Origin of the sequence: Methylobacterium sp. 10, assembly GCF_000519085.1 — a bacterium.
Classification (GTDB): Bacteria; Pseudomonadota; Alphaproteobacteria; order Rhizobiales; family Beijerinckiaceae; genus Methylobacterium.
This window is the reverse complement of record NZ_KI912577.1, coordinates 3,755,941-3,776,038: the sequence shown is the minus strand read 5'-3', so window position 1 is coordinate 3,776,038 and position 20,098 is coordinate 3,755,941. Positions and strand designations below refer to the sequence as shown.

22 protein-coding genes and 1 pseudogene are annotated in these 20,098 nt (G+C 68.4%); 12 read left to right on the top strand and 11 right to left on the bottom strand.

All coding sequences use genetic code 11. The features are described from left to right. Window positions 1-35: 35 nt before the first annotated feature. The 6 genes from K368_RS0117760 to K368_RS0117735 form a co-directional block, all read right to left on the bottom strand. Window positions 36-518: a DUF29 domain-containing protein gene (locus tag K368_RS0117760; RefSeq protein ID WP_027173489.1), complete on the bottom strand. Its 483-nt coding sequence runs from the start codon at window positions 516-518 to the stop codon at window positions 36-38. Between the two features lie 32 nt (window positions 519-550). Continuing rightward, window positions 551-2,278 carry an urease subunit alpha gene (gene ureC, locus K368_RS0117755; RefSeq protein WP_027173488.1) on the bottom strand — a complete coding sequence of 576 codons (1,728 nt, stop codon included), beginning with the start codon at window positions 2,276-2,278 and terminating at the stop codon, window positions 551-553. After that, entirely contained in the window at window positions 2,278-2,838 is a 561-nt protein-coding gene (locus tag K368_RS0117750; RefSeq protein WP_027173487.1) for an HD domain-containing protein, read from the bottom strand. The genes ureC and K368_RS0117750 overlap by 1 nt, the downstream gene beginning before the upstream one ends. Then, window positions 2,835-3,455, bottom strand: coding sequence for an urease subunit gamma (locus K368_RS25030; protein ID WP_051439919.1), 621 nt, complete (start codon window positions 3,453-3,455; stop codon window positions 2,835-2,837). The genes K368_RS0117750 and K368_RS25030 overlap by 4 nt, the downstream gene beginning before the upstream one ends. A 67-nt stretch (window positions 3,456-3,522) precedes the next feature. Next, window positions 3,523-3,813 carry an addiction module antidote protein gene (locus K368_RS0117740; RefSeq protein WP_027173486.1) on the bottom strand — a complete coding sequence of 97 codons (291 nt, stop codon included), beginning with the start codon at window positions 3,811-3,813 and terminating at the stop codon, window positions 3,523-3,525. A gap of 41 nt (window positions 3,814-3,854) precedes the next feature. After that, entirely contained in the window at window positions 3,855-4,142 is a 288-nt protein-coding gene (locus K368_RS0117735; protein ID WP_027173485.1) for a type II toxin-antitoxin system RelE/ParE family toxin, read from the bottom strand. Window positions 4,143-4,270: 128 nt separating this feature from the next. Between K368_RS0117735 and puuE the strand changes: the two are divergent. After that, window positions 4,271-5,158 (top strand): annotated as a pseudogene (puuE, locus tag K368_RS25025) (allantoinase PuuE); the annotation flags it as partial. 164 nt (window positions 5,159-5,322) lie between these two features. Then, complete coding sequence (gene rutR, locus K368_RS0117725; protein ID WP_051439918.1) at window positions 5,323-5,967, top strand: HTH-type transcriptional regulator RutR; 645 nt, start codon at window positions 5,323-5,325, stop codon at window positions 5,965-5,967. Between the two features lie 119 nt (window positions 5,968-6,086). On the opposite strand, the gene K368_RS0117720 is transcribed toward rutR, so the two are convergent. Then, window positions 6,087-6,446 carry a cytochrome c family protein gene (locus tag K368_RS0117720; protein WP_027173483.1) on the bottom strand — a complete coding sequence of 120 codons (360 nt, stop codon included), beginning with the start codon at window positions 6,444-6,446 and terminating at the stop codon, window positions 6,087-6,089. A gap of 330 nt (window positions 6,447-6,776) precedes the next feature. Between K368_RS0117720 and rutA the strand changes: the two genes are divergently transcribed. The 8 genes from rutA to K368_RS0117675 all read left to right on the top strand — a co-directional run bounded on the left by rutA (window position 6,777) and on the right by K368_RS0117675 (window position 14,962). Then, a complete protein-coding gene (rutA, locus tag K368_RS0117715) occupies window positions 6,777-7,877 on the top strand; it encodes a pyrimidine utilization protein A (protein WP_027173482.1) in 1,101 nt (366 codons plus the stop codon). Next, entirely contained in the window at window positions 7,877-8,608 is a 732-nt protein-coding gene (rutB, locus tag K368_RS0117710) for a pyrimidine utilization protein B (RefSeq protein WP_027173481.1), read from the top strand. The genes rutA and rutB overlap by 1 nt, the downstream gene beginning before the upstream one ends. A gap of 163 nt (window positions 8,609-8,771) precedes the next feature. After that, window positions 8,772-9,161 (top strand): pyrimidine utilization protein C, encoded by a 390-nt coding sequence (rutC, locus tag K368_RS0117700; protein ID WP_027173480.1) that lies wholly within the window; start codon window positions 8,772-8,774, stop codon window positions 9,159-9,161. Continuing rightward, window positions 9,158-9,937 (top strand): pyrimidine utilization protein D, encoded by a 780-nt coding sequence (rutD, locus tag K368_RS0117695; RefSeq protein WP_027173479.1) that lies wholly within the window; start codon window positions 9,158-9,160, stop codon window positions 9,935-9,937. Before rutC ends, rutD begins: the two co-directional genes overlap by 4 nt. Before the next feature lie 119 nt (window positions 9,938-10,056). Next, window positions 10,057-10,614 carry a flavin reductase gene (locus K368_RS0117690; RefSeq protein WP_027173478.1) on the top strand — a complete coding sequence of 186 codons (558 nt, stop codon included), beginning with the start codon at window positions 10,057-10,059 and terminating at the stop codon, window positions 10,612-10,614. 312 nt (window positions 10,615-10,926) lie between these two features. Beyond that, window positions 10,927-12,135 (top strand): glycosyltransferase family 61 protein, encoded by a 1,209-nt coding sequence (locus K368_RS0117685; protein WP_027173477.1) that lies wholly within the window; start codon window positions 10,927-10,929, stop codon window positions 12,133-12,135. A gap of 3 nt (window positions 12,136-12,138) precedes the next feature. Continuing rightward, complete coding sequence (locus tag K368_RS0117680) at window positions 12,139-13,341, top strand: O-antigen ligase family protein (protein ID WP_027173476.1); 1,203 nt, start codon at window positions 12,139-12,141, stop codon at window positions 13,339-13,341. A gap of 310 nt (window positions 13,342-13,651) precedes the next feature. Further along, window positions 13,652-14,962, top strand: coding sequence for a solute carrier family 23 protein (locus K368_RS0117675; RefSeq protein ID WP_027173475.1), 1,311 nt, complete (start codon window positions 13,652-13,654; stop codon window positions 14,960-14,962). A gap of 33 nt (window positions 14,963-14,995) precedes the next feature. On the opposite strand, the gene K368_RS0117670 is transcribed toward K368_RS0117675, so the two are convergent. Further along, the gene (locus K368_RS0117670) at window positions 14,996-16,534 is read right to left on the bottom strand and encodes an ATP-binding protein (RefSeq protein WP_027173474.1); all 1,539 of its coding nucleotides are present in this window, start codon (window positions 16,532-16,534) and stop codon (window positions 14,996-14,998) included. Window positions 16,535-16,824: 290 nt separating this feature from the next. Here K368_RS0117670 and K368_RS0117665 point away from each other — a divergent pair, with 290 nt between their 5' ends. Both K368_RS0117665 and K368_RS0117660 read left to right on the top strand, forming a co-directional pair. Further along, window positions 16,825-17,031 carry a hypothetical protein gene (locus K368_RS0117665; RefSeq protein ID WP_027173473.1) on the top strand — a complete coding sequence of 69 codons (207 nt, stop codon included), beginning with the start codon at window positions 16,825-16,827 and terminating at the stop codon, window positions 17,029-17,031. A 37-nt stretch (window positions 17,032-17,068) separates the two neighbouring features. Further along, entirely contained in the window at window positions 17,069-17,344 is a 276-nt protein-coding gene (locus K368_RS0117660) for a hypothetical protein (protein WP_027173472.1), read from the top strand. A 167-nt stretch (window positions 17,345-17,511) separates the two neighbouring features. On the opposite strand, the gene K368_RS0117655 is transcribed toward K368_RS0117660, so the two are convergent. The 3 genes from K368_RS0117655 to K368_RS0117645 form a co-directional block, all read right to left on the bottom strand. Further along, window positions 17,512-18,504 carry a P1 family peptidase gene (locus tag K368_RS0117655; protein ID WP_027173471.1) on the bottom strand — a complete coding sequence of 331 codons (993 nt, stop codon included), beginning with the start codon at window positions 18,502-18,504 and terminating at the stop codon, window positions 17,512-17,514. A 20-nt stretch (window positions 18,505-18,524) separates the two neighbouring features. Beyond that, window positions 18,525-19,430, bottom strand: a complete 906-nt coding sequence (rarD, locus tag K368_RS0117650) for an EamA family transporter RarD (RefSeq protein WP_027173470.1) — start codon at window positions 19,428-19,430, stop codon at window positions 18,525-18,527. A gap of 138 nt (window positions 19,431-19,568) precedes the next feature. Then, complete coding sequence (locus tag K368_RS0117645; protein ID WP_027173469.1) at window positions 19,569-19,976, bottom strand: hypothetical protein; 408 nt, start codon at window positions 19,974-19,976, stop codon at window positions 19,569-19,571. Window positions 19,977-20,098: the final 122 nt, after the last annotated feature.

Sequence of the window (20,098 nt, the reverse complement as noted above, 5' to 3'; positions counted from 1 at the left end):
TTCCTTGGGCAGCTCGGTCATACCGATCCTCGGCATCAGAGAACCTCCGGCTCTACCGGACCCGGATAGAAGCCATCGTCCATGATCTGCTGCAGCGAGTAGGGACAGGTTTCAGGAAAACCGCGCTCGCTCAAGCCCGTCTCCGCTGCCGCGCGGACGCATGCCAGGCGATAGGACTTGGCGAGCACCACCTCGGGCCATGCCTTGAGGCTGGGACTGACATCGAGAAGGCCGTCGATCTGGAGCCGTTGCTCGACGATGGAGGCGCGCCAGCCGTATCTACGCTTCTGCGGCTGAAACTCCCACTTCAGCAGATGCTGAATCAGGATGGCGAGCCGGTTGCAGATCTCGGATTTCTGCGACCCACCCAAGCTCTCGATTTCCTCGGCAAGGTTGTTCAGGTCGACATCCTGCCAGCGGCCCGCGCGCAGGAGCGCTGCCTGCGCCTGTGTCCAGAGATACAGATCGGTCTCGTGGAGATCCTGCCCCGGGGGCGGCCTCACAGCAGCCTTTGCCATGGCATGTCTCCTGTCAGCGCCGCCATCCTACCTCAAAACAGGAAATACCGCTGCGCCATCGGCAGCACCTCGGCCGGCTCGCAGACCAGCAATTCGCCATCTGCGCGGACGTCGTAGGTCTCCGCGTCGATCTCGATATTCGGCGTTGCGTCGTTGAGGATCATGCTCTTCTTCGAGATCCCGCCGCGCACGTTCTCCACGGCGACGAACTGCTTCTGCGCGCCGAGCCGTTCGCGAAGGCCGTCCTCGATGGCGGCCTTCGAGACGAAGGTGAGCGCGGTGGCGAAGGGCGACCGCCCGATCGCCCCGAACATCGGGCGGTAATGCACCGGCTGGGGCGTGGGGATCGAGGCGTTGGGGTCGCCCATGGGCGCCGTGGCGATCATGCCGCCCTTGATGACGAGGTCCGGCTTCACCCCGAAGAAGGCCGGGGTCCACAGGACGAGATCGGCGAGCTTGCCCGCCTCCACCGAGCCGACATGGGCCGAGACGCCATGCGCGATGGCCGGGTTGATCGTGTATTTCGCGATGTAGCGGCGGGCGCGCAGGTTGTCGTTGCCGGAGGTGTCGCCCGGCAGGCTCCCGCGCTGGCGCTTCATCTTGTCCGCCGTCTGCCAGGTGCGGATGACGACCTCGCCGACCCGGCCCATGGCCTGGCTGTCCGAGGACATCATCGAGAGCGCGCCGATATCGTGCAGGATGTCTTCGGCAGCGATGGTCTCCTTGCGGATCCGGCTCTCGGCAAACGCCAGATCCTCGGGAATCGCCGGGTCGAGGTGGTGGCACACCATGAGCATGTCGAGATGCTCGTCGATGGTGTTCTTCGTGTAGGGGCGCGTCGGGTTGGTGGAGGACGGGAGCACGTTCATCAGCCCCGCCACCTTCATGATGTCCGGCGCGTGCCCGCCCCCCGCCCCTTCCGTGTGGAACGCGTGGATGGTCCGCCCCGCGAAGGCGCGGATCGTGTCCTCGACGAAGCCGGACTCGTTGAGCGTGTCGGAATGGATCATCACCTGCACGTCGTGCAGGTCGGCGACCGTGAGGCAGGTGTCGATGGCCTGGGGCGTCGTGCCCCAATCCTCGTGGAGCTTCAGGGCGCAGGCGCCGGCGCGGACCATCTCGACGAGGCTCTCGGGCCGCGAGGCGTTGCCCTTGCCGGCGAAGGCGAGGTTCATCGGGAAGCTGTCCGCCGCCTCGATCATCCGGGCGAGATGCCAGGGGCCGGGGGTGCAGGTGGTGGCGAAGGTGCCGTGGGCCGGGCCGGTGCCGCCGCCGAGCATCGTGGTGACGCCCGAGCACAGGGCCTCCTCGATCTGCTGCGGGCAGATGTAGTGGATGTGGCTGTCGAACCCGCCGGCCGTGAGGATCTTGCCTTCGCCGGCGATCACTTCGGTGCCGGGGCCGACGATGATGTCGACGCAAGGCTGGATGTCCGGGTTGCCGGCCTTGCCGAGCTTGAAGATCCGCCCCTTCACGATGCCGACATCGCATTTCACCACGCCCCAATGGTCGAGGACCACGGCGTTGGTGATGACGGTGTCCACCGCGCCATCGGCATTCGTCACCTGTGACTGCCCCATCCCGTCGCGGATGACCTTGCCGCCGCCGAACTTCACCTCCTCGCCATAGGTGGTGTGGTCGCGCTCCACCTCGATGACGAGGGAGGTGTCGGCGAGGCGAATTCTATCGCCGGTGGTGGGGCCGAACATGTCGGCATAGGCCGAGCGTGGCAGGCTCGCGGGGCGGGGTGTGTTGGACATCAGGCGGCCTCTCGTGCCTCTGCGACGGCGCGGTCGAAAAGAGCATCCAGCGCCGCGTTGACGCCGCGACAGCCGGCGACGACCTCTTTCGCCCAATCAATGTAGTTCGCTACGCGCTCCGCGCTCCAATCGTCCGGAGGGCTCGCCACCAGCGAATGCAGGTTGCTGATCTTGTCGGCGATCTTGAGGGCGCGGGCACCAGGCGACTTGTGCGGCGCCCTCTCGACCTGGAGCCGCTTGCGCTCGGCCTTGGGCAGCGACCTGTCGTCGGTCACTTCGGCCACGAGTTCGGCGACGCGCCGACCGAACAATTGCTCGATCTCCTCGCTGCTCGTCCCGGTATCCTCCACCGTGTCGTGGAGCCAGCCCGCCGCCACCAGATCGGCATCGGGCGCTTCGGCGGTCGCGGCCAGGAGCGAGGCCACCTCGGCGAGGTGGTTCACGTAAGGCTCGCGCGCCGCGCCCTTCCGGGTCTGCCCCACGTGACGCCGCGCGGCGAACTCGGCGGCACGGGTGACGAGGAGGATGCCATCGCGCAGGCGGGACGTCTCGTCGGTCATAGGGAACCCATCACGTCGCCGCGGAACCCGTAGACCGTCCGCGCGCCGAGCAGCGGCACCAGGGCGACCTCCCGCGTGGCGCCCGGCTCGAACCGCACCGCCGTGCCCGGCGCGATGTCGAGGCGCTGGCCCCTCGCCTTCTCGCGCTCGAAGGTCAGGCCCGGATTCACCTCGTAGAAATGGTAGTGCGAGCCGACCTGGATCGGCCGGTCGCCGACATTGGACACGGTGAGCAGGGTGCGGGGCGCGCCGTCGTTGAAGACGATCTCGCCCGGCAGGGTCGTGACCGTGCCCGGCACGTCCGATGAGGGCGCGCCGCGAATCGGATGGTGGACGGTGACGAGCTTGGTCCCGTCCGGGAAGGTCGCCTCTACCTGGATGTCGTGGATCATCTCGGCGATGCCCTCCATCACCTGGTCGGCGGTGAGGACATGGGCGCCCGCCTGCATCAGTTCCGAGACGGAGCGGCCGTCCCGCGCGCCCTCCACCACGACATCGGTGATGAGCGCGATCGCCTCCGGATAGTTCAGCTTGACGCCTCGGGCGAGCCGGTTACGGGCGACCTGGGCGGCCATGGCGACGAGGAGCTTGTCCTTTTCGCGCGGGGTCAGGAGCACGGGAAACCTCGGGTGTTGGTCGCGGGGTGCGACGGTCGGCAGGCAAGGACCATGCGCGGGTCGCTTCCTAGGGAGCCGGGACCACCGTCGTCGTCAAGCGCAGGTTGAGGGCTTTCAGGACGCGCATGGTCGTATCGAGGCTCGGATTGCCCTCGTCGGACAGGGCTCGGTACAGGCTCTCGCGGGAGAGACCCGTCTCTCTGGCGATCTGGGTCATGCCATGAGCGCGCGCGGCAACGCCGAGCGCATGCCGCAGGAGGGCGGCGTCTCCCTCCTCGAAAGCGGCGGCCAGATACTCGGCCACAGCTTCATCGGTGTCGAGATAATCGGCGGAATCATAGGCCTGGGTCGAAGTCATCGCTCGTTCCTTGCAGAGTTCTCGCCTTACGGGGTCTCACCTCACACGGTCCGCGCGATCGCCTTCGCCCGAGCGATGTCGCGATCCTGGCTTCCTTTGTCACCGCCACATAGGAGAATGACGAGAGCCTCGCCCCGACGAACGAAATAGATCCGGTAGCCGGGCCCATAATCGATCCTCAGTTCGCTCACGCCCTCTCCGACAGACTTCATGTCCCCAGCATTGCCGTGGGCCAGACGGTCGAGGCGCAGCGCGACGCGTGCCTTGGCGCGCGCGTCGCGAAGGCCCCTGAGCCAACCGTCGAACACGTCGGTGCGCCGCATGTCCATGGTTCAAAATTGTAGCTCATGGACTACGTTTCTACAATCGATGGAGCAGGCGCGATCTGGATCGAGGGGACAGGTCGTGGCAGGACTGTGCGTCGAACGCCTACATCTCTATCCGAACGGCAGGCCCCGTGACCTATCCCCGCGACCTCGTCGGCTACGGCCGCAACCCGCCGCACCCGCGCTGGCCGAACGGCGCGCGGATCGCGGTGCAGATCGTGCTCAACTACGAGGAGGGCGGCGAGAACTGCATCCTGCATGGGGACGCGGCCTCGGAGGCGTTCCTGTCGGAGATCGTCGGCGCCCAGGCGTGGCCGGGCCAGCGGCACATGAACATGGAATCGATGTTCGAGTACGGGTCGCGCGCCGGGTTCTGGCGGATCTGGCGGTTGCTCCGCGCGCGGAACATCCCCGTCACCGTGTTCGGCGTCGCCACGGCGCTGGCCCGCCATCCCGACATCGCCGCCGCCATGAAGGAGGCCGATTGGGAGATCGCCTGCCACGGCTTGAAATGGATCGACTACCGCGACTTCACCCGCGAGGAGGAGAAGGCACATATGACGGACGCGATCCGCATCCATACGGAGATCACGGGGGAGCGGCCGCTCGGCTGGTACACCGGACGCTCCTCGGTCCATACCCTCGATCTCGCGGTGGAGGCCGGCTTCACCTGGCTCGCCGATTCCTACGCCGACGACCTGCCCTACTGGATCGAGGCGCCGAGCGGGCGGGGCCTCGTGGTGCCCTACACCCTCGACGCCAACGACATGCGCTGCGTCGCGCTTCAGGGGTTCAACACCGGCGACCACTTCTTCACCTACCTGCGCGACACGTTCGATGCCCTCTACGAAGAGGGCGGGACGGCGCCGAAGATGATGTCGGTGGGGCTGCATTGCCGCCTCGTCGGACGGCCGGGACGGATCGGGGCGCTGGCCCGCTTCCTCGACCATATCGCCGCCCATGAGGACGTTTGGGTGGCACGGCGGATCGACATCGCGCGGCACTGGATCGACCATCACCCGGCGGGGGCATAGAACCCGACATCGACGAGGAGGGTTCGTCGTGTCTCTCGATCTCATCCCGAGCGGCGCTGATCCCGACCGATGATCCTCCTCGGCGGGTTCGGCGGACGCCCGCCGCCGCGCGGTCGTCCGGTTTCAGGCAGCGGGAGGGAAAGATCGACGTGAGAACGAGCCTCGCAGACAAGCCCCCCGCCCGCCGCCGCCGCAAGGATGGCGAGGCGCGGCGCGAGGCGATCCTCGATGCGGGGCTGGAGATCTTTTCGGGGCTCGGCCTGCACGGGGCGAGCCTGGACCGGCTCGCCGAGCGGGCCGGGCTGTCGAAAGCCAACCTGCTCTATTACTTCCCCTCGAAGGAGGAACTGTATCTGGCGGTGCTTCGCCGCGTCCTCGACGTCTGGCTCGATCCGCTGCAGGAACTCGACGCCGACAGCGATCCGGCCGAGGCGATCCGGGCCTATATCCGCGCCAAGCTCACCCTGTCGCGGGACGCGCCGCAGGCCTCGCGGCTGTTCTGCCTGGAGATCGTCCAGGGCGCGCCGCTCCTGCGGGCCGAACTCGAAGGCCCCCTGCGCGGGCTGGTGGAGAGCAAGGCGGCGATCCTACGCGGCTGGATCGACCAGGGCCGCATCGGTGCCCACGACCCCCACCACCTCATCTTCTCGATCTGGGCGATCACCCAGCACTACGCCGATTTCGCGGTCCAGGTGGATGCGGTCACGGGCCGGAGCCTCGACGAATCCGACTTCTTCGAGAGCACCGTGGCGAGCACACAGGCCCTGATCCTCACCGGGCTCGGCCTGCGATAGGCGCTCGGCGGATTTCGCAGGAACGGTCGCCGGCTTCGCGGGCCGGAACCCGAATAGCCGAATAGGAAGCGAGCCCCGCCGGCGGAAGCCGGTTCCGTCGGCGAGGCTCGCGAAATGGCCTACTTCTTCGAGGCGAGATACGCGATCACGTCGTCGATCTTCTTGTCGTCGGGATAGCCGGCGAACACCATCTTCGTCCCCGGCACCTTGGCCTTCGGATTCTTCAGCCATTCGTGCAGGTTCGCCTCGTCCCAGGTGATGCCCGATGCCTTGAGCGGGGCCGAATAGGAATACCCGTCGAGGGAGGCCGCCTTGCGCCCGACGACCCCCGTCAGGTCCGGGCCGACGCCGTTCTTGCCGAAGGCATGGCAGGCCTTGCAGGGCGCGAACGCCTTCTCGCCGGCTGCGGCATCGCCTTCGGCGTGGGCCGCCATCGGAATCAGCATCGCGACGAGAGCACCGAGCATCGGGTAGCGCATGAGTTTTCCTCTCCGTGGTTGTTTTGAATACCTCCAGATTACTTACCGCATGTTCCCCGAAGGCAATGTCCGAGGGCGAGGACTCACGAGAACGTGTCAGGGCGCGAGCAGGTCGCGTATCCGCCGCGCGTTTCAGCAGAAGCCGCCTCCCGGCCGGGCAGATCGAAGAGAGTTTGAGCAAACGGCAGAAATGACCGATTTCGAGTTTGACCATATGGTCCAAACAGCTACCGTTCATCATCGAACGGGGCGATCATGGCACGATCCGTTCGCAACCTTGACCGGGATTGGATCCCATCGTCCAATCTCCGCCAGCATAGCGAGGCGGTCATGAATGTCGGCGTCTTCATCCCCATCGGCAATAACGGCTGGCTCCTGTCGGAGAACGCGCCGCAATACAGGCCGAGCTTCGAGCTCAACAAGCAGGTGGTGCTGAAGGCCGAGGGCTACGGGCTCGATTTCGCCCTGTCGATGATCAAGCTGCGGGGCTTTGGCGGCAAGACCGAGTTCTGGGACCACAACCTCGAATCCTTCACGCTGATGGCGGGCCTCGCCGCGGTGACGAGCCGGATCAAGCTCTTCGCCACCGCCGCCACCCTGTGCATGCCCCCCGCCATCACCGCGCGGATGGCCTCTACCATCGATTCCATCTCCGGCGGCCGCTTCGGCCTCAACCTCGTCACCGGATGGCAGCGGCCGGAATACTCGCAGATGGGCCTGTGGCCCGGCGACGAGTACTTTTCTCGGCGCTACGAATACCTCTCCGAATACGCCCAGGTGCTGCGCGATCTGTGGGAGACGGGGTCCTGCGACCTCAAGGGCGAGTTCTTCCAGATGGACGATTGCCGGCTCTCCCCCCGGCCGCAGGCGGAGATGAAGATCATCTGCGCCGGCCAATCCACCGCCGGCATGGCGTTCACGGCGAAATATGCGGACTACAATTTCTGCTTCGGCAAGGGCGTGAACACGCCGACCGCCTTCGCCCCCACGGTGGAGCGGCTGGAACTCGCCAAGGCCGAGACGGGCCGGGACGTCTCGTCCTACGTGCTGTTCATGATCATCGCCGCCGAGACCGACGAGGAGGCCCGCGCCACCTGGGAGCATTACAAGGCGGGGGCCGATGCCGAGGCCATCGCCTGGCTCGGGGTCCAGGGCGCGGCCGACACCAAATCCGGGGCCGACACCAACGTGCGCCAGATGGCCGACCCGACCTCGGCGGTGAACATCAACATGGGCACTCTCGTGGGCTCCTACGCGGAGGTGGCGCGGATGCTCGACGAGGTCGCCACCGTGCCCGGCACCGAAGGCGTGCTCCTGGTGTTCGACGATTTCCTCGAAGGCCTCGACGCCTACGGCACCCGCATCCAGCCGCTGATGCGCTCGCGGGCGCATGTCACCGCCGATGCCGTGCCGATGGCGAAGGTGGCGTGATGGTCGCCGGCTATCACGATCCGGCCGGGCGCCATGGCGGCATCACCCTCCCCGCCCGGCCCGAGCCCATCGCCTTCGATGCCGAGGCCACGGCCCTCATCGTCGTCGACATGCAGAACGCCTATGCCACGAAGGGCGGCTACCTCGATCTCGCCGGGTTCGACGTCTCGGCGACCGGGCCGGTGATCGAGAAGATCGCGATGGCCGTCGCCGCCGCGCGCAAGGCCGGGATCAGGATCGTCTGGTTCCAGAACGGCTGGGACCCGGACTATGTCGAGGCCGGAGGGCCGGGCTCACCGAACTGGCACAAGTCCAACGCCCTCAAGACCATGCGCAGCCGCCCCGAGATGAACGAGCGGCTGCTCGCCAAGGGAACCTGGGACTACGCCCTGGTGGATGCGCTGAAGCCCGAGCCCGACGACATCGTGCTGCCCAAACCGCGCTACAGCGGCTTCTACAACACCCAGCTCGACAGCCTGCTGCGCTCGGCCGGCATCCGCACCCTGGTCTTCGCCGGCATCGCCACCAACGTCTGCGTGGAATCGACCCTGCGCGACGGATTCTTCCTCGAATATTTCGGCATCGTCCTCGCCGACGCGACGCATCAGGCGGGACCGGACAGCCTCCAGGTGGGAGCGCTCGCCAATATCGAGACCTTCTTCGGCTGGGTCTCGGACGTGGCGAGTTTCGAAGCAGCCTTGGGCGAGCGGGACGCCGCGGCGGCGGAGTGACATCCCCCCTCGCGACCTCATCCTGAGGTGCCCGCGTCAGCGGGCCTCGAAGGAGGCCTCCGCTACGCTGCGGCACCTCAGGATGAGGTCACGGGCGGGCAAGACGACAAAAACAACGAAGACAGCCATTTCGACGATCGAACGAACGGGAGCACTGCGAACCATGCCCAAGACCGTGATCATTCCTCCCGGCACCGGCAAGCCGCTCGCCCCCTACGTGCCGGGCGCCCTCGCCGACGGCGTACTCTACGTCTCCGGCACCCTGCCGCTGGATGCCGATGCCAACGTCGTCCATGTGGGCGATGCGGGCGCCCAGACCCGCCACGTACTGGAGACGATCGAGGGCGTCGTCACGGCGGCCGGCGGCACCATGGACGACGTCACCTTCAATCACATCTTCCTGAAGGACTGGGCCGATTACGCCGCGATCAACGCGGTCTATGCCACCTACTTCCCCGGCGAGAAGCCAGCGCGCTACTGCATCCAGTGCGGCCTGGTGAAGCCCGACGCCCTCGTGGAGATCGCCTCCATCGCGCATGTGGGCAAGCCGTGAGCGCTGCCATCCACCACGAGGTCCACGGGGCCGGAGCGCACACCATCCTGCTCTCGCCGGGTCTCGGCGGCTCCTGCGGCTATTTCGCGCCGCAGATCCCGGCTTTGGCCGAGCGCTTCCGGGTGGTGGGGTACGACCATCGCGGCACCGGGCGCTCGCCCGATGCCCTGGAGGAGGGCCACGACATCGCGGCGATGGCCCGCGACGCGCTCGGAGTGCTGGACGAGCTCGGCATCGCCACCGCCGACATCGTCGGGCATGCGCTGGGCGGCCTGGTCGGCCTCGAGCTCGCCCGTACCAATCCCGACCGGGTCGGGCGCCTCGTGGTCGTCAACGGCTGGGACAGGGCCGACTCGGCGACGAAGCGCTGCTTTGCCACCCGCAAGGCGCTGCTGACCCATGCCGGACCGGAGGCCTACGTGGCAGCGCAGGCCATCTTCCTCTACCCCGCCCCCTGGCTGTCGCTCAATGCGGAGCGCGTCGCGGCGGACGAGGCCCATGCCCTGGCGCATTTCCCCGGGCCCGAGAACACGTTCCGGCGGATCGCGGCGCTTGAGGCCTTCGATCTCAGCGATCATCTTGCCGACATTCCGCACGAAACTCTGGTGATGGCGGCGGAAGACGACGTGCTGGTGCCCTATCTGTGTTCTGAACGCCTCGCTGCGGGCCTGGCCGATGCCAGGCTTGATCTGGCCAAGAGCGGCGGCCACGCCCATAGCGTGACACGGGCGGAGGCGTTCAACCGCGCCCTCCTCGCCTTTCTCGACCGACCCTGAGCAGGTTCGCATTGGCAAGCCAACGCTTCACCTCGCTGAGGCCTCTGAAGCGTCGCAGGTTTTGAGGCGCAAAATCGGTGACCACTTTTGCTAGACCTGCTGAGAGGAAAGCCCCGGCCATGACCGAGACGACGATGCCCCCGGTCGAAGCCGGTGCCTTCCGCGAGGCGATGTCGCATCTGGCCAGCTCGGTCCATCTCGTCACCACCGATGGACCGGGGGGACGGGCGGGCTTCACCGCCTCCTCCGTCTGCAGCGTCAGCGACGCGCCGCCGACTCTTCTCGTCTGCATCAACCGCACCTCGTCGGCCTATGCGGCGGTGAGCGCCAACGCGGTCCTGTGCGTGAACACCCTGTCGGGCGAGCAGGCCGGCATCGCGGGCGCGTTCGGGGGCCGCACCCCCATGGACGAGCGCTTCGCCGCCGGGGCGTGGGGCGAACTCACCACCGGGGCGCCGGTGCTGGAGGGAGCGCTCGCCGCCTTCGATTGCCGCATCGTCGCGCGCCACGCCGTCGGCAGCCACGACGTGCTGTTCTGTGAGGTGGTGGATCTGGCGGAGCTCGGTATCGGACAGGGCCTCGTCTATGCCGGCCGGCGCTATCACACCGTGCCCGTGTCATCGCCGGTGTCACCCGCGTCCGCCCGGAAGGCGGACGGCCTGCTGGGGGCGCTCTGACGCCGCGCACCGAACGATGCGGCCCTTCCGGCCGTTCGCGGGCGCGAGTTCGATGAGCAGGCGGCTGTTGATTTATCCACCGGGGCTGCTTACCGCAGAGCCATTGAACGGCGGCGGACTTGTCCCGCTCCACGGCATCGGACCGGAGAACCGGGTTCGACCGGGTGCGCCAAGCTCTCCATTTGCATCGGGCATTCGAAATACACGTTCCGACCCAGATACGGGGCGAGACCGTAGAAGCGGTTGTGTCGTTTCGGCGTTCTTCACCGATGGTGCCGTAGGGTCGAGCGTGCGATTTCGTGGGGGACCTGCTTGGCTCGGCACCATACCTTCCTCGAACGCCTGTTCGATCTGAAGCCCTATGCCTCGGCCTTCAGCACCGCCCTGCTGGGCTGGCATCCGGCCCTGCGGCGGAGCACGGGTTACTTCCCGGATTTCGCCTGGCCAGCCGACCGCGCACAGGTGATCAGCGACGAGACCCGGAGGCATCGCCTCTACGCCCCGGGGTACGACGCGGCACGGGCCATCGTCATGCGCCACAACGCCGATGTGATGAACGGGCTGGAGACGGCCTGCACGGAGGACACCACCCGCACGATGATCGCCGGGATCGGCGGCGTCCTGATTCCCGGCCACACCGTGATCCCCGCCGATTTCGACACGGGCCGCCAGGTCTCCCTCGGCCAGCGGGGCCAGGCGCGCTGGGCTTTCTGCCATCCCGCCCCGATCGGCTTCAGAAAGGTCGTCCTGAGGGAGCGCTGCCTGGCGATCCCGCCCGTCTTCCATTACGGCCATCTCCTCACCGACGTGCTGATGCCGATCTGCGAGGCGGTGCGCGTCGGCGCCCTCGACAAGCGGGAGGAGACGGTGTTCGTCACCGCCTCGCATCCGCCCCTCGTCACCGCCTTCCTCAATGGGCTGAAGGCGCTCGGCTATCCGATCCGGCAGCTCGTGCTCAAGGCGACGGACCATGTGGTCGCGGAGCGCTATGTCTATGCCCGGAGCCATTGCCCCAATATCGAACGGATCTTCGGCGTTCCCCAGGCGCTGGATACGGCACGGGCCATCTTCCGCGCGGCCTATCGGGGGCATCCGGTCACGCCGCCGGCCTCGAAGCTCTATCTCCGGCGCCGCAACCAGCGCCTGCGTGTCGTGGAGGGCGAGGACGCGCTGGTCGAGCGGCTGGAACGCGCGGGCTTCCGCATCTTCGAGCCGGGATGGGGCAACCATGCCGAACAGATGGCGGCGATATCGGGGGCCGACGTCGTGGCCGCCGTGCATGGCGCCGCCCTGGCCAACACGATCTTCTGCAAGCCCGGCGCCACCGTCGTCGAGTTGATGGCCTCGACCTCCCGCAAGAGCACCGTGCTTCACTGGGCGAGTGAGGGCGGGGCCGGCTACGTGCCGATCCTGGGCGGCCCGGAGGGCACCCGGCAATCCTTCGCGATCAATCCCGCGGCAACGGCGGAGGCCATCTTCCGCGCCGTGGAGCCTGCACCGAGACTCCATGCCGGGGCCTGACGCATGACGATCCCGGACACCTCGGCACGCGGCCTCGCGGGGCGGAACGCCCTCTGCGTGGCCGGCTACCTTCTGCTGCTGGTCTCCGCCTATTTCATCGCCAAGAACCTCTCGGCCAAGCTGATGATCGCGGGGCTCGCCGCCATCGCCGTGAGCGACCCGACGCTTCTGCGCGAACGCCTGCCGCGCGCCCTGGAATGGGGGCTCGCCGCGCTCGCGGGTTTTGCCGCCTGGACGGTGCTCGGCCTTCTCGTCAACCGCGTCCCCCTGGGACCGGCGAGCGATGCGGTGGCGAATTTCGCACTCCTGGCCGTCGCCCTCCTGGCGGGACGACGCCTGCTCGCCTGCTGCGGCCTCCGCTTCATCCTGAGCGCGCTCTTCGCCGTCGCCAGCCTCAGCGCCCTCCTGACGCTCGTCCTGCATTTCGGCGGGGGCCTCTCCTTCGCGGACAGGCTCGTGCCGCTGGGCCGGCCGTCCAACTCCATCCCGGGAGCCGGCGGCCTCTGCATCGCCCTGATCGGCATCGTCGCCCTCCTCGGCGACCGGTCACGCCCGGCGACCCGCGCGACGATCGGGCTCGTCGCCCTGGCCGCGCTGCCGATCGTCGCGGCCGTGGCCATGACCCAGAGCCGCGGACCCATCCTCGCGACAATCGTCGCCCTGGCGGCGATGCGGCTGCCATGGCGTCCGGGCGGTTGGCGTCTCACCGGCGGGCGCCTCTTGGCGGTGGCCCTCCTGGCCTGGAGTCTCACCACGGCGCTGATCGTGATCGAGCCCTGGCTGAGAGCGATGCTCTGCGTCGACCAGTCGAATTTCTGCCGCCCCTCCAGCCGCCAGCAGATCTGGAACTGGGTGTTCGAGCATATCTCGCAGCGGCCGCTGCTCGGTTTCACACCCGTCTTCCGCTTTGCCGATTCGCTCTTCAACCACGCCCATAACGGCCTGTTCGGCACGGCGATGTATTTCGGCGTTCCGGCATTGGTGGCTGTTCTGGCGATGAGCTTCGTCTATTGCCGTCACCTCGCGACCGTCGACGGAGGGCTCTCGACGTTCTGCGCCGCCGCGCTGATCTTCAGCTTCGGCTATATGGGATCGGACCTTCCCAACCCGTTCTCGTTCGTGAACATGCATTTCTTCTTCCTCTGGCTGCCCATCGCCTTCGCCTTGGCGGGGCGGTCGGAGGAGGCCGCGACCGGGTCGGCCTAAAGCTGCGCCCGACCAAATTGGGTCGGGACACATCTCTAGGCCTTGTCTTGCCGCACTCTTTTTCGCCGAACCGCATCCACTTCGGCGGAGAGCGCTCCAAGCAGGTTTCGCAAAAGTGGTTGCCGGTTTTGCGTCCTCAAACCTGCGACACGCCAAAGACCTAAGCGAGGTAAAGCGTTGGCTCGCCAATGCGAACCTGCTCAGGACATTGTCCCGAAGCGCCGCGCCGCTCCATGGGATGCGGCTGCCACGCTCCTTGCATCACGCGATGTGCATTACGCGCCCCCCACCGTCCGGAGACGACGCGATCATGGCAGCCGAACCCTATTTCCCCGTCTGGCGCGCCAAGGATGCGACGTCCGAGGCCACGGACGTCATGCCCGACGAGCGCCTGCCCGCGGGCCAGACCGTGCTCCTCGGCTTCCAGCACGTGGTGGCGATGTTCGGCGCCACCGCCCTGATGCCGATCCTGATGGGGTTCGACCCCAACCTGGCGATCTTCTTCTCCGGCATCGGAACGCTGATCTTCTTCCTCGCCACGGGAGGCCGGGTGCCGAGCTATCTCGGCTCGTCGGCGGCCTTCGTCGGGGTGGTGATCGCGGCCACGGGCTATGCCGGGGCGGGGCCGAACCCCAACATCGCCGTGGCGCTCGGCGGCATCGTCGCGGCGGGCCTGCTCTACGGCCTCGTCGGCGCCGTCATCGGCCTCGTCGGCTATGCCTGGGTGGAGCGGGTGATGCCCCCGGTGGTGACCGGCGCGGTGGTGGCCGCCATCGGCCTCAACCTCGCGCCGATCGCCACGCGGATCATCTCGGCCTCCGCCTTCGACACCTGGTTCGGCCTTCTGACGGTGGTCATCGTCAGCGTCATCACCATCTACGCGCCCGGTCTCGCCCGGCGCCTGCCGATCCTGATCGGGGCGGCCGTTGCCTACCTGCTCTATCTCCTCCTCGCCAACGGGTTCGGTCTCGCCAAGCCCATCGATTTCTCCGCCGTCATGGCCGCCCCCTGGATCGGCGTGCCGGGCTTCGTGGCGCCGGTCTTCGACCCCAAGGCGATCGCCCTCATCGCCCCGGTCTTCGTGGTGCTGATCGCCGAGAATCTCGGCCATATCAAAGCCATCGGCGCGATGACGAGCCGCAACCTCGACCCCTACATCGCCCGCGCCTTCCTCGGCGACGGCCTCGCCACCATGCTGTCGGGTGGGCTCGGCGGCACGGGGGTGACGACCTATGCGGAGAATATGGGGGTCATGGCCATGACCCGGATCTACTCGACCCTGGTCTTCGTGGTGGCCGGCTTCACCGCGATCCTGTTCGGCCTGTGCCCGAAATTCGGGGCGCTGATCCTGACCCTGCCGGTGCCGGTGATCGGCGGTCTCTCGGTGGTGGTGTTCGGGCTGATCGCGGCCACCGCCGGGCGGATCTGGGTGGAGAACCGGGTGGACTTCGCCAATGCCCGCAACCTCCTCACCGTGGGCGTCGCCGTGGTGCTGGGCGCGGGCGACCTCACCCTGAAGTTCGGCTCCTTCGCCTTCGGCGGCATCGGCACCGCCACCTTCGGCGCCATCCTGATCTATCACCTCCTCGGCATGACGAGGATCGGGCGCGCGCGGGTGTGACGACGGCGCGCCCCTTCACAGGAGGGGCGCGGCCTATTCGGCCGCGAACAGGCCCGGCATCTCCGGCTCGACGCTTCCCGGCAGGATCGCCTTGGGGTCGCCCGGCCCGGTCTCGCAGCCGAGGATGGGCAGGGCGATGACGCGGTTGCCGCGAAAATCCGTGCGGCAGACGATGGTGCCCCGCGTCTCCACATAGGCGAGGAGCCGTCGGGCCCGGCCCGGGGAGCGGCTGCCGATGGCCCGCGCCAGGGCCTCGTCGCCGGGGCAGGGCTCTCCGGCCAGGGCTGCGCGGGCGAGCAGCAGGAACAGGCCCTGAACCTCGTCGGGCAGGTTGGCGGCGGCGGCCTGCGCCTCATCCCAGCGCCCGTCCCCATCGGCCGGGGAGGCCTGTCCGTCGAACCCGGCCCGCGCCACGCCGAGGCGGCGGCGGAAGGCGGCGAGGGAGAGGGATTCGCCGTCGAGCCCGCGCATGCGGCAGCGGACGAGGAAGTCCTGGTAGATCACGGCCACGGGCTGGCGCCCTGCATCGGGATCGACGGCGATGCCGCGCAGCACCTCGTCGAGGCCGGCGCGCAGATCCTCCTCGCTCAGGGGAGCGGGGGCCTCGACGGGCTCGGGCCGGTAGGCGCTGAGTTCGCGCAGAAGGTCGGCCGGGCTCGCGCGGGGCGTCGGGGGGGTGCGCGGCGCCGGGGCCCAGGAGGCCGGGCCGTCCTCGGACGAACGGGTGAGGATGAGGGCGCGCAGATCCGCGTCGGCGGGGGCGGGAAGCGGCACGAGCTTGGGCGAACCCGAGCGCGCCGAGGTGGAGACCGGACCGATGCGCAGGGCCAGCGGCCGGCGGCTCAACGCGGGGCCGAGGGCCACGAACTCGCCGCGCGCGAGATCGCGGAACCGCTCGGCGCCCCGGCGGTCGAGGCCGAGGAGGTCGGCGGCCCGCGCCATGTCGATGTCGAGGAAGGTGCGGCCCATGAGGAAGTTGGTGGCCTCGGCCGCCACGTTCTTGGCGAGCTTGGCGAGGCGCTGCGTGGCGATGATGCCGGCGAGCCCGCGCTTGCGGCCGCGGCACATCAGGTTGGTCATGGCCCCGAGAGAGGCCTTGCGCGCCTCGTCGGAGACGTCGCCGGCAGCGGCGGGGGCAAAGATCTGCGCCTCGTCGACGACCACGAGGACGGGGTGCCAATGGCTGCGCTCGGCCTCGAACAGGCCGCCGAGGAAGGCGGCGGCGGCGCGCATCTGCGCCTCCATGTCGAGGCTCTCCAGGGTGAGGACGACGGAGACCCGGTGCGCGCGCACCCGCGCCGCGATGGCCTGGAGATCGCCCTCGCCATGGGCGCCGTCCACGACCACATGGCCATAGGCCTCGGCCAGGGTGACGAAATCGCCCTCGGGATCGATGATCACCTGCTGGACCGAGCCCGCGCTCTGCTCGAGCAGGCGGCGCAGGAGATGCGACTTGCCGGAGCCGGAATTGCCCTGGACCAGGAGTCGGGTGGCCAAGAGTTCCTCGAGATCGAGCCGGGCGGGCTCTTCGCCCGGACCCATGCTCAAACCCATCTCGATCCCCACCGTCATTCCCGCTCCGCTGTCCCGTATCGCGCCCGCGACGAGACCAATGCTAGCACGGATAGGCCCAGGGTGCGGAGCATGAGGGCGGTGCATCCACAGGCACGAGCTTCGCCCGTAGACATAAAGGCCTAGGCTCTATTCCCTAGGTTTTTAAGCAAAGGACAAACCTCCCAGGTCACTCCGCACCCACGGCCTTGCGACGCGCTCGGGACCGCTCATCGACCATTGAGCGGAGCGCTGCATTTTCCTGCAGGCCACCCTTGCCGCCCTGCCCCGCGCATCTAGATTCCGGTCGCATGAACCCAGTCCTCATCGTTGCCCTGGTCTGCGCCTCGACGGTCCAGGCCCCCGACTGCTCCCGCGAGACGGCCCTCGACGTGATCACGGGGCCTGCTCACACACTGCAGGAATGCATGATGCAGGGACCGGTCCTGGCGGCCAATGCCGGCCACGGCAACAATCCGGACACCTACGTGAAGACCCGCTGCGAGCCGCGGCGCTGACCCGGCCGGGAGCGGATACCCCAGGAACGAAACCCCCATGAGCGACGACGTCAGCCCGGACCGGGCGGTGATGATCCGCCTGCGCGCCCGCCTTGCGGTGGTGGAGCGCGCGGCTTGGTTCGGCTTCGCCGAGGCCATGCGCCGGCAGCCGGAGGAAACGGAAGCCTATATCGCGGCCGAGCGCGCCAAATGCGCCGCCGGGTTCGCCGGCCCGACCTGGGCACGCGACCTCACCGAGGCGGAGCGAGCGATGCTCGGCGCCGAGGTGGATGCGGGATTGGCGCAGCTGGTGGAGGATGCCAAGGGGGAGTGACCCTCTCGGTTCCCTCCCCCTTCCCCCGGACGGGTGGAGCGCACGAGCTGTTGACGTGGCGCGTATTCGCGTGAGGTTCCGGATCAACCTGCGCTTCGCTGAGGGCGTCCGGAAAAGGTGCGGCCTGCGATGCCGGACTCGACGAGAATCTGACCGATATCTTCCCCCTACCCTTCCCACAGATCCCGCCAGGCCGGCGGCGTAGCCGAGCCGGGCAGCGAGGTCGCCGCGTAGATCCCGATGGCGACCGCGCGGGCGAGGGTATCGGCCGCCGCCGCGCCGATACGGGCGAGATCGGTGATGGGGTCGGAAAGGGGAACCCGCCCGGTGGAGACCGCGAAGACCACGTCGCCGTCGAGCGGCGTGTGAACGGGGTGGATCGCCCGCGACAGGCCGTCTTGCGCCATCACCGCGAGGCGGCGGCACTGAGCCTTGGTGAGGATCGCGTCGGTACCGATGACGGCCAGGGTGGTGCTGGTGCCGGGCGGGGCCTCGCGCGGCCAGGTGAAGGCGTCCGCCGGCATCGGATCGGGGAAGCCGAGGCCGCCGAACTCCCCCTCCCGCTCGAACGGCGCCGCCCAGAAGCGCCGCCCCTCCCCCACCGTGACCCGGCCGAAGGCGTTCACCGCCACCAGCGCGCCGACCCGCGCGGGCGTACCGTCCACGAGGGACGAGGCCGAGCCGAGGCCGCCCTTGAGGTTGGCCGTACGCGCGCCGTAGCCCGCCCCCACGGTGCCAAGGGAGAAATCCTGCCTCGCTGCGGCGGCGGCCTCGTAGCCGAGGTCGCGATAGGGCGAGAAGCGGCCCCAGTTCTTGTCGCCGCCGTTGAGGAGATCGAACAGGATCGCTCCGGGGACGATGGGAACGCGGACATCACCTATGGAAAACCCCCTCCCCGTCTCGGCGAGCCATGCGACGACACCCGCCCCCGCGTCGAGACCGAAGGTCGAGCCACCGGACAGGACCAGGGCGTCGATGCGCTCCACCGTGCGCTCGGGGTCGAGGAGGTCGGTCTCGCGGGTGCCCGGCCCGCCGCCGCGCACATCGACGCCCGCCACCACGGCCGGGTCGAACAGGATCGCGGTGGTGCCGCTCGCCACGCGCGCGTCCTGGGCGTGGCCCACGGTGATCCCGGCAATATCGGTGATCAGGTTGTGCATCCTGGCCCTCCGAATCTCCCTCAGAACGATCGCATACCGGGGCGTTCGGGGCCAGCGCCGGCGGGCTCCGGCGGCGCCTTCGCCTTGCGCGCCGCGCGGAAGGAATCGCCGGCATAGAGCGCCAGCGCCAGCCAGATCAGGACGAACAGGACCAGTCGATGCGGCTCCAGCCGCTCGCCGTAGACGAGGACGCTGAGGCCCAACAGGCACGAGGGGGCGAGGTATTGCATCAGCCCGAGGGTGGAGAGGGTGAGGCGCTGGGCGGCGGCGGCGAACCAGATCAGCGGCAGGGCGGTGGTGGCGCCGGTGAGGAGCAGGAGGCCGAGGCGGACGGGATCGCCGTTCACCACGGAGGGGGCGGCGAAGACGAGATAGAGGCCGGCGGCGGGCAGGAGCAGGAAGGTCTCGGCGGCAAAGCCCACCATGGCGTCGACGCCCACCACCTTGCGCACCAGCCCGTAGAGCGAAAAACTCGCGGCGAGAGTCAGGGACAGCCAGGGCAGGTGCCCGGCCAGCACCACCGCCAGGACCACGCCGGCGGCGGCGAGCCCCACCGCCACGGCCTGAACCGGCCGCAGCCGTTCGCCGAGGACGAGGGCGCCGAGCGCCACGCTCATCAGCGGATTGATGAAATAACCCAGACTCGCATCCAGCATGTGCCCGGACTGGACCGCCACGAGGTAGAGCAGCCAGTTGACGGCGATGAGCCCGGCCGAAGCGACGAGGAGCGCATGGTGCCGTCTCAGGGGAAACGGGGTGCGCACCCGCCGGCGCAGGATCGCCAGCAGGCCGACCACGAGCACGCTCGACCAGACGATGCGGTGGGCGAGAATGCTGCCGGCCGGCACGGCATCGAGCAGCCGGAAATGTACCGGCACAACGATGCCCCAGCTCAGGTAGGCTCCGAGCGCGTAGATCAGCCCCACGACGTTCCTCCCGTCCCGCCTCGGGGATAGGACGCGTTTTACACCAAGATCCGAAGGGAGGCTCGGGCGCGGGATGGGGGGAGGCAATGCGTCGAGGGCCCCCTTCGCTCTCCCCGTCCGGGGAAGGGGGAAGGTCGATCAGCGGCGCGGCGGGGTGATCGGGTCGCCGCGCAAGAGCGCGTTCAGGCGCTCCGTGTCGAACCCGTCCATGCCCTTTTGCTTGGCCGGCGCGGGCTTGAGGGAAGCCGTCTTCGTCACCGCGGGCTTGGCGGCGGACGATGGGGAAGGCTTCGATCCGGTGGGCCTGGCTCCCGTCGGGCGGGGTGCGGCGGGGCCGGTGGTCGAGAGGCCGGCCGTGCCGCCGAGGGGCAAGGACGGGGACGGGATCGACCCGGTATCCTGCGGTTCGCTGGGAACGGACGCCCGCACCACCTGTGGCGGCGGCGGGGCGGGGAGATGGGCCAGCCGGTCGGCGCTGACGAAGCCGATCGCCAGGACGCTCAAACCGAAGACGCTGCCGACGACGAGGAAGCGCAAGATACGCACGCGATACGCTTTCTACAAATACTCAACACCTTGAATACCGCTTTTAAACCAAGGCCGTTAACGAACCCGAGCATCGCCGTCCGGCCGGACCGTGCCATTTTCTGACCCTTCCTGCCGTCGTC

Excerpts from the sequence above, each read along its gene's own strand:
- K368_RS0117760 (WP_027173489.1), bottom strand. The coding sequence starts at position 518 with ATGGCAAAGGCTGCTGTGAGGCCGCCCCCGGGGCAGGATCTCCACGAG.
- ureC (WP_027173488.1), bottom strand. The coding sequence starts at position 2,278 with ATGTCCAACACACCCCGCCCCGCGAGCCTGCCACGCTCGGCCTATGCC.
- K368_RS0117750 (WP_027173487.1), bottom strand. The coding sequence starts at position 2,838 with ATGACCGACGAGACGTCCCGCCTGCGCGATGGCATCCTCCTCGTCACC.
- K368_RS0117740 (WP_027173486.1), bottom strand. The coding sequence starts at position 3,813 with ATGACTTCGACCCAGGCCTATGATTCCGCCGATTATCTCGACACCGAT.
- K368_RS0117735 (WP_027173485.1), bottom strand. The coding sequence starts at position 4,142 with ATGGACATGCGGCGCACCGACGTGTTCGACGGTTGGCTCAGGGGCCTT.
- K368_RS0117720 (WP_027173483.1), bottom strand. The coding sequence starts at position 6,446 with ATGCGCTACCCGATGCTCGGTGCTCTCGTCGCGATGCTGATTCCGATG.
- rutA (WP_027173482.1), top strand. The coding sequence starts at position 6,777 with ATGAATGTCGGCGTCTTCATCCCCATCGGCAATAACGGCTGGCTCCTG.
- rutB (WP_027173481.1), top strand. The coding sequence starts at position 7,877 with ATGGTCGCCGGCTATCACGATCCGGCCGGGCGCCATGGCGGCATCACC.
- rutC (WP_027173480.1), top strand. The coding sequence starts at position 8,772 with ATGCCCAAGACCGTGATCATTCCTCCCGGCACCGGCAAGCCGCTCGCC.
- K368_RS0117690 (WP_027173478.1), top strand. The coding sequence starts at position 10,057 with ATGACCGAGACGACGATGCCCCCGGTCGAAGCCGGTGCCTTCCGCGAG.
- K368_RS0117680 (WP_027173476.1), top strand. The coding sequence starts at position 12,139 with ATGACGATCCCGGACACCTCGGCACGCGGCCTCGCGGGGCGGAACGCC.
- K368_RS0117675 (WP_027173475.1), top strand. The coding sequence starts at position 13,652 with ATGGCAGCCGAACCCTATTTCCCCGTCTGGCGCGCCAAGGATGCGACG.
- K368_RS0117670 (WP_027173474.1), bottom strand. The coding sequence starts at position 16,534 with ATGACGGTGGGGATCGAGATGGGTTTGAGCATGGGTCCGGGCGAAGAG.
- K368_RS0117665 (WP_027173473.1), top strand. The coding sequence starts at position 16,825 with ATGAACCCAGTCCTCATCGTTGCCCTGGTCTGCGCCTCGACGGTCCAG.
- K368_RS0117660 (WP_027173472.1), top strand. The coding sequence starts at position 17,069 with ATGAGCGACGACGTCAGCCCGGACCGGGCGGTGATGATCCGCCTGCGC.
- K368_RS0117655 (WP_027173471.1), bottom strand. The coding sequence starts at position 18,504 with ATGCACAACCTGATCACCGATATTGCCGGGATCACCGTGGGCCACGCC.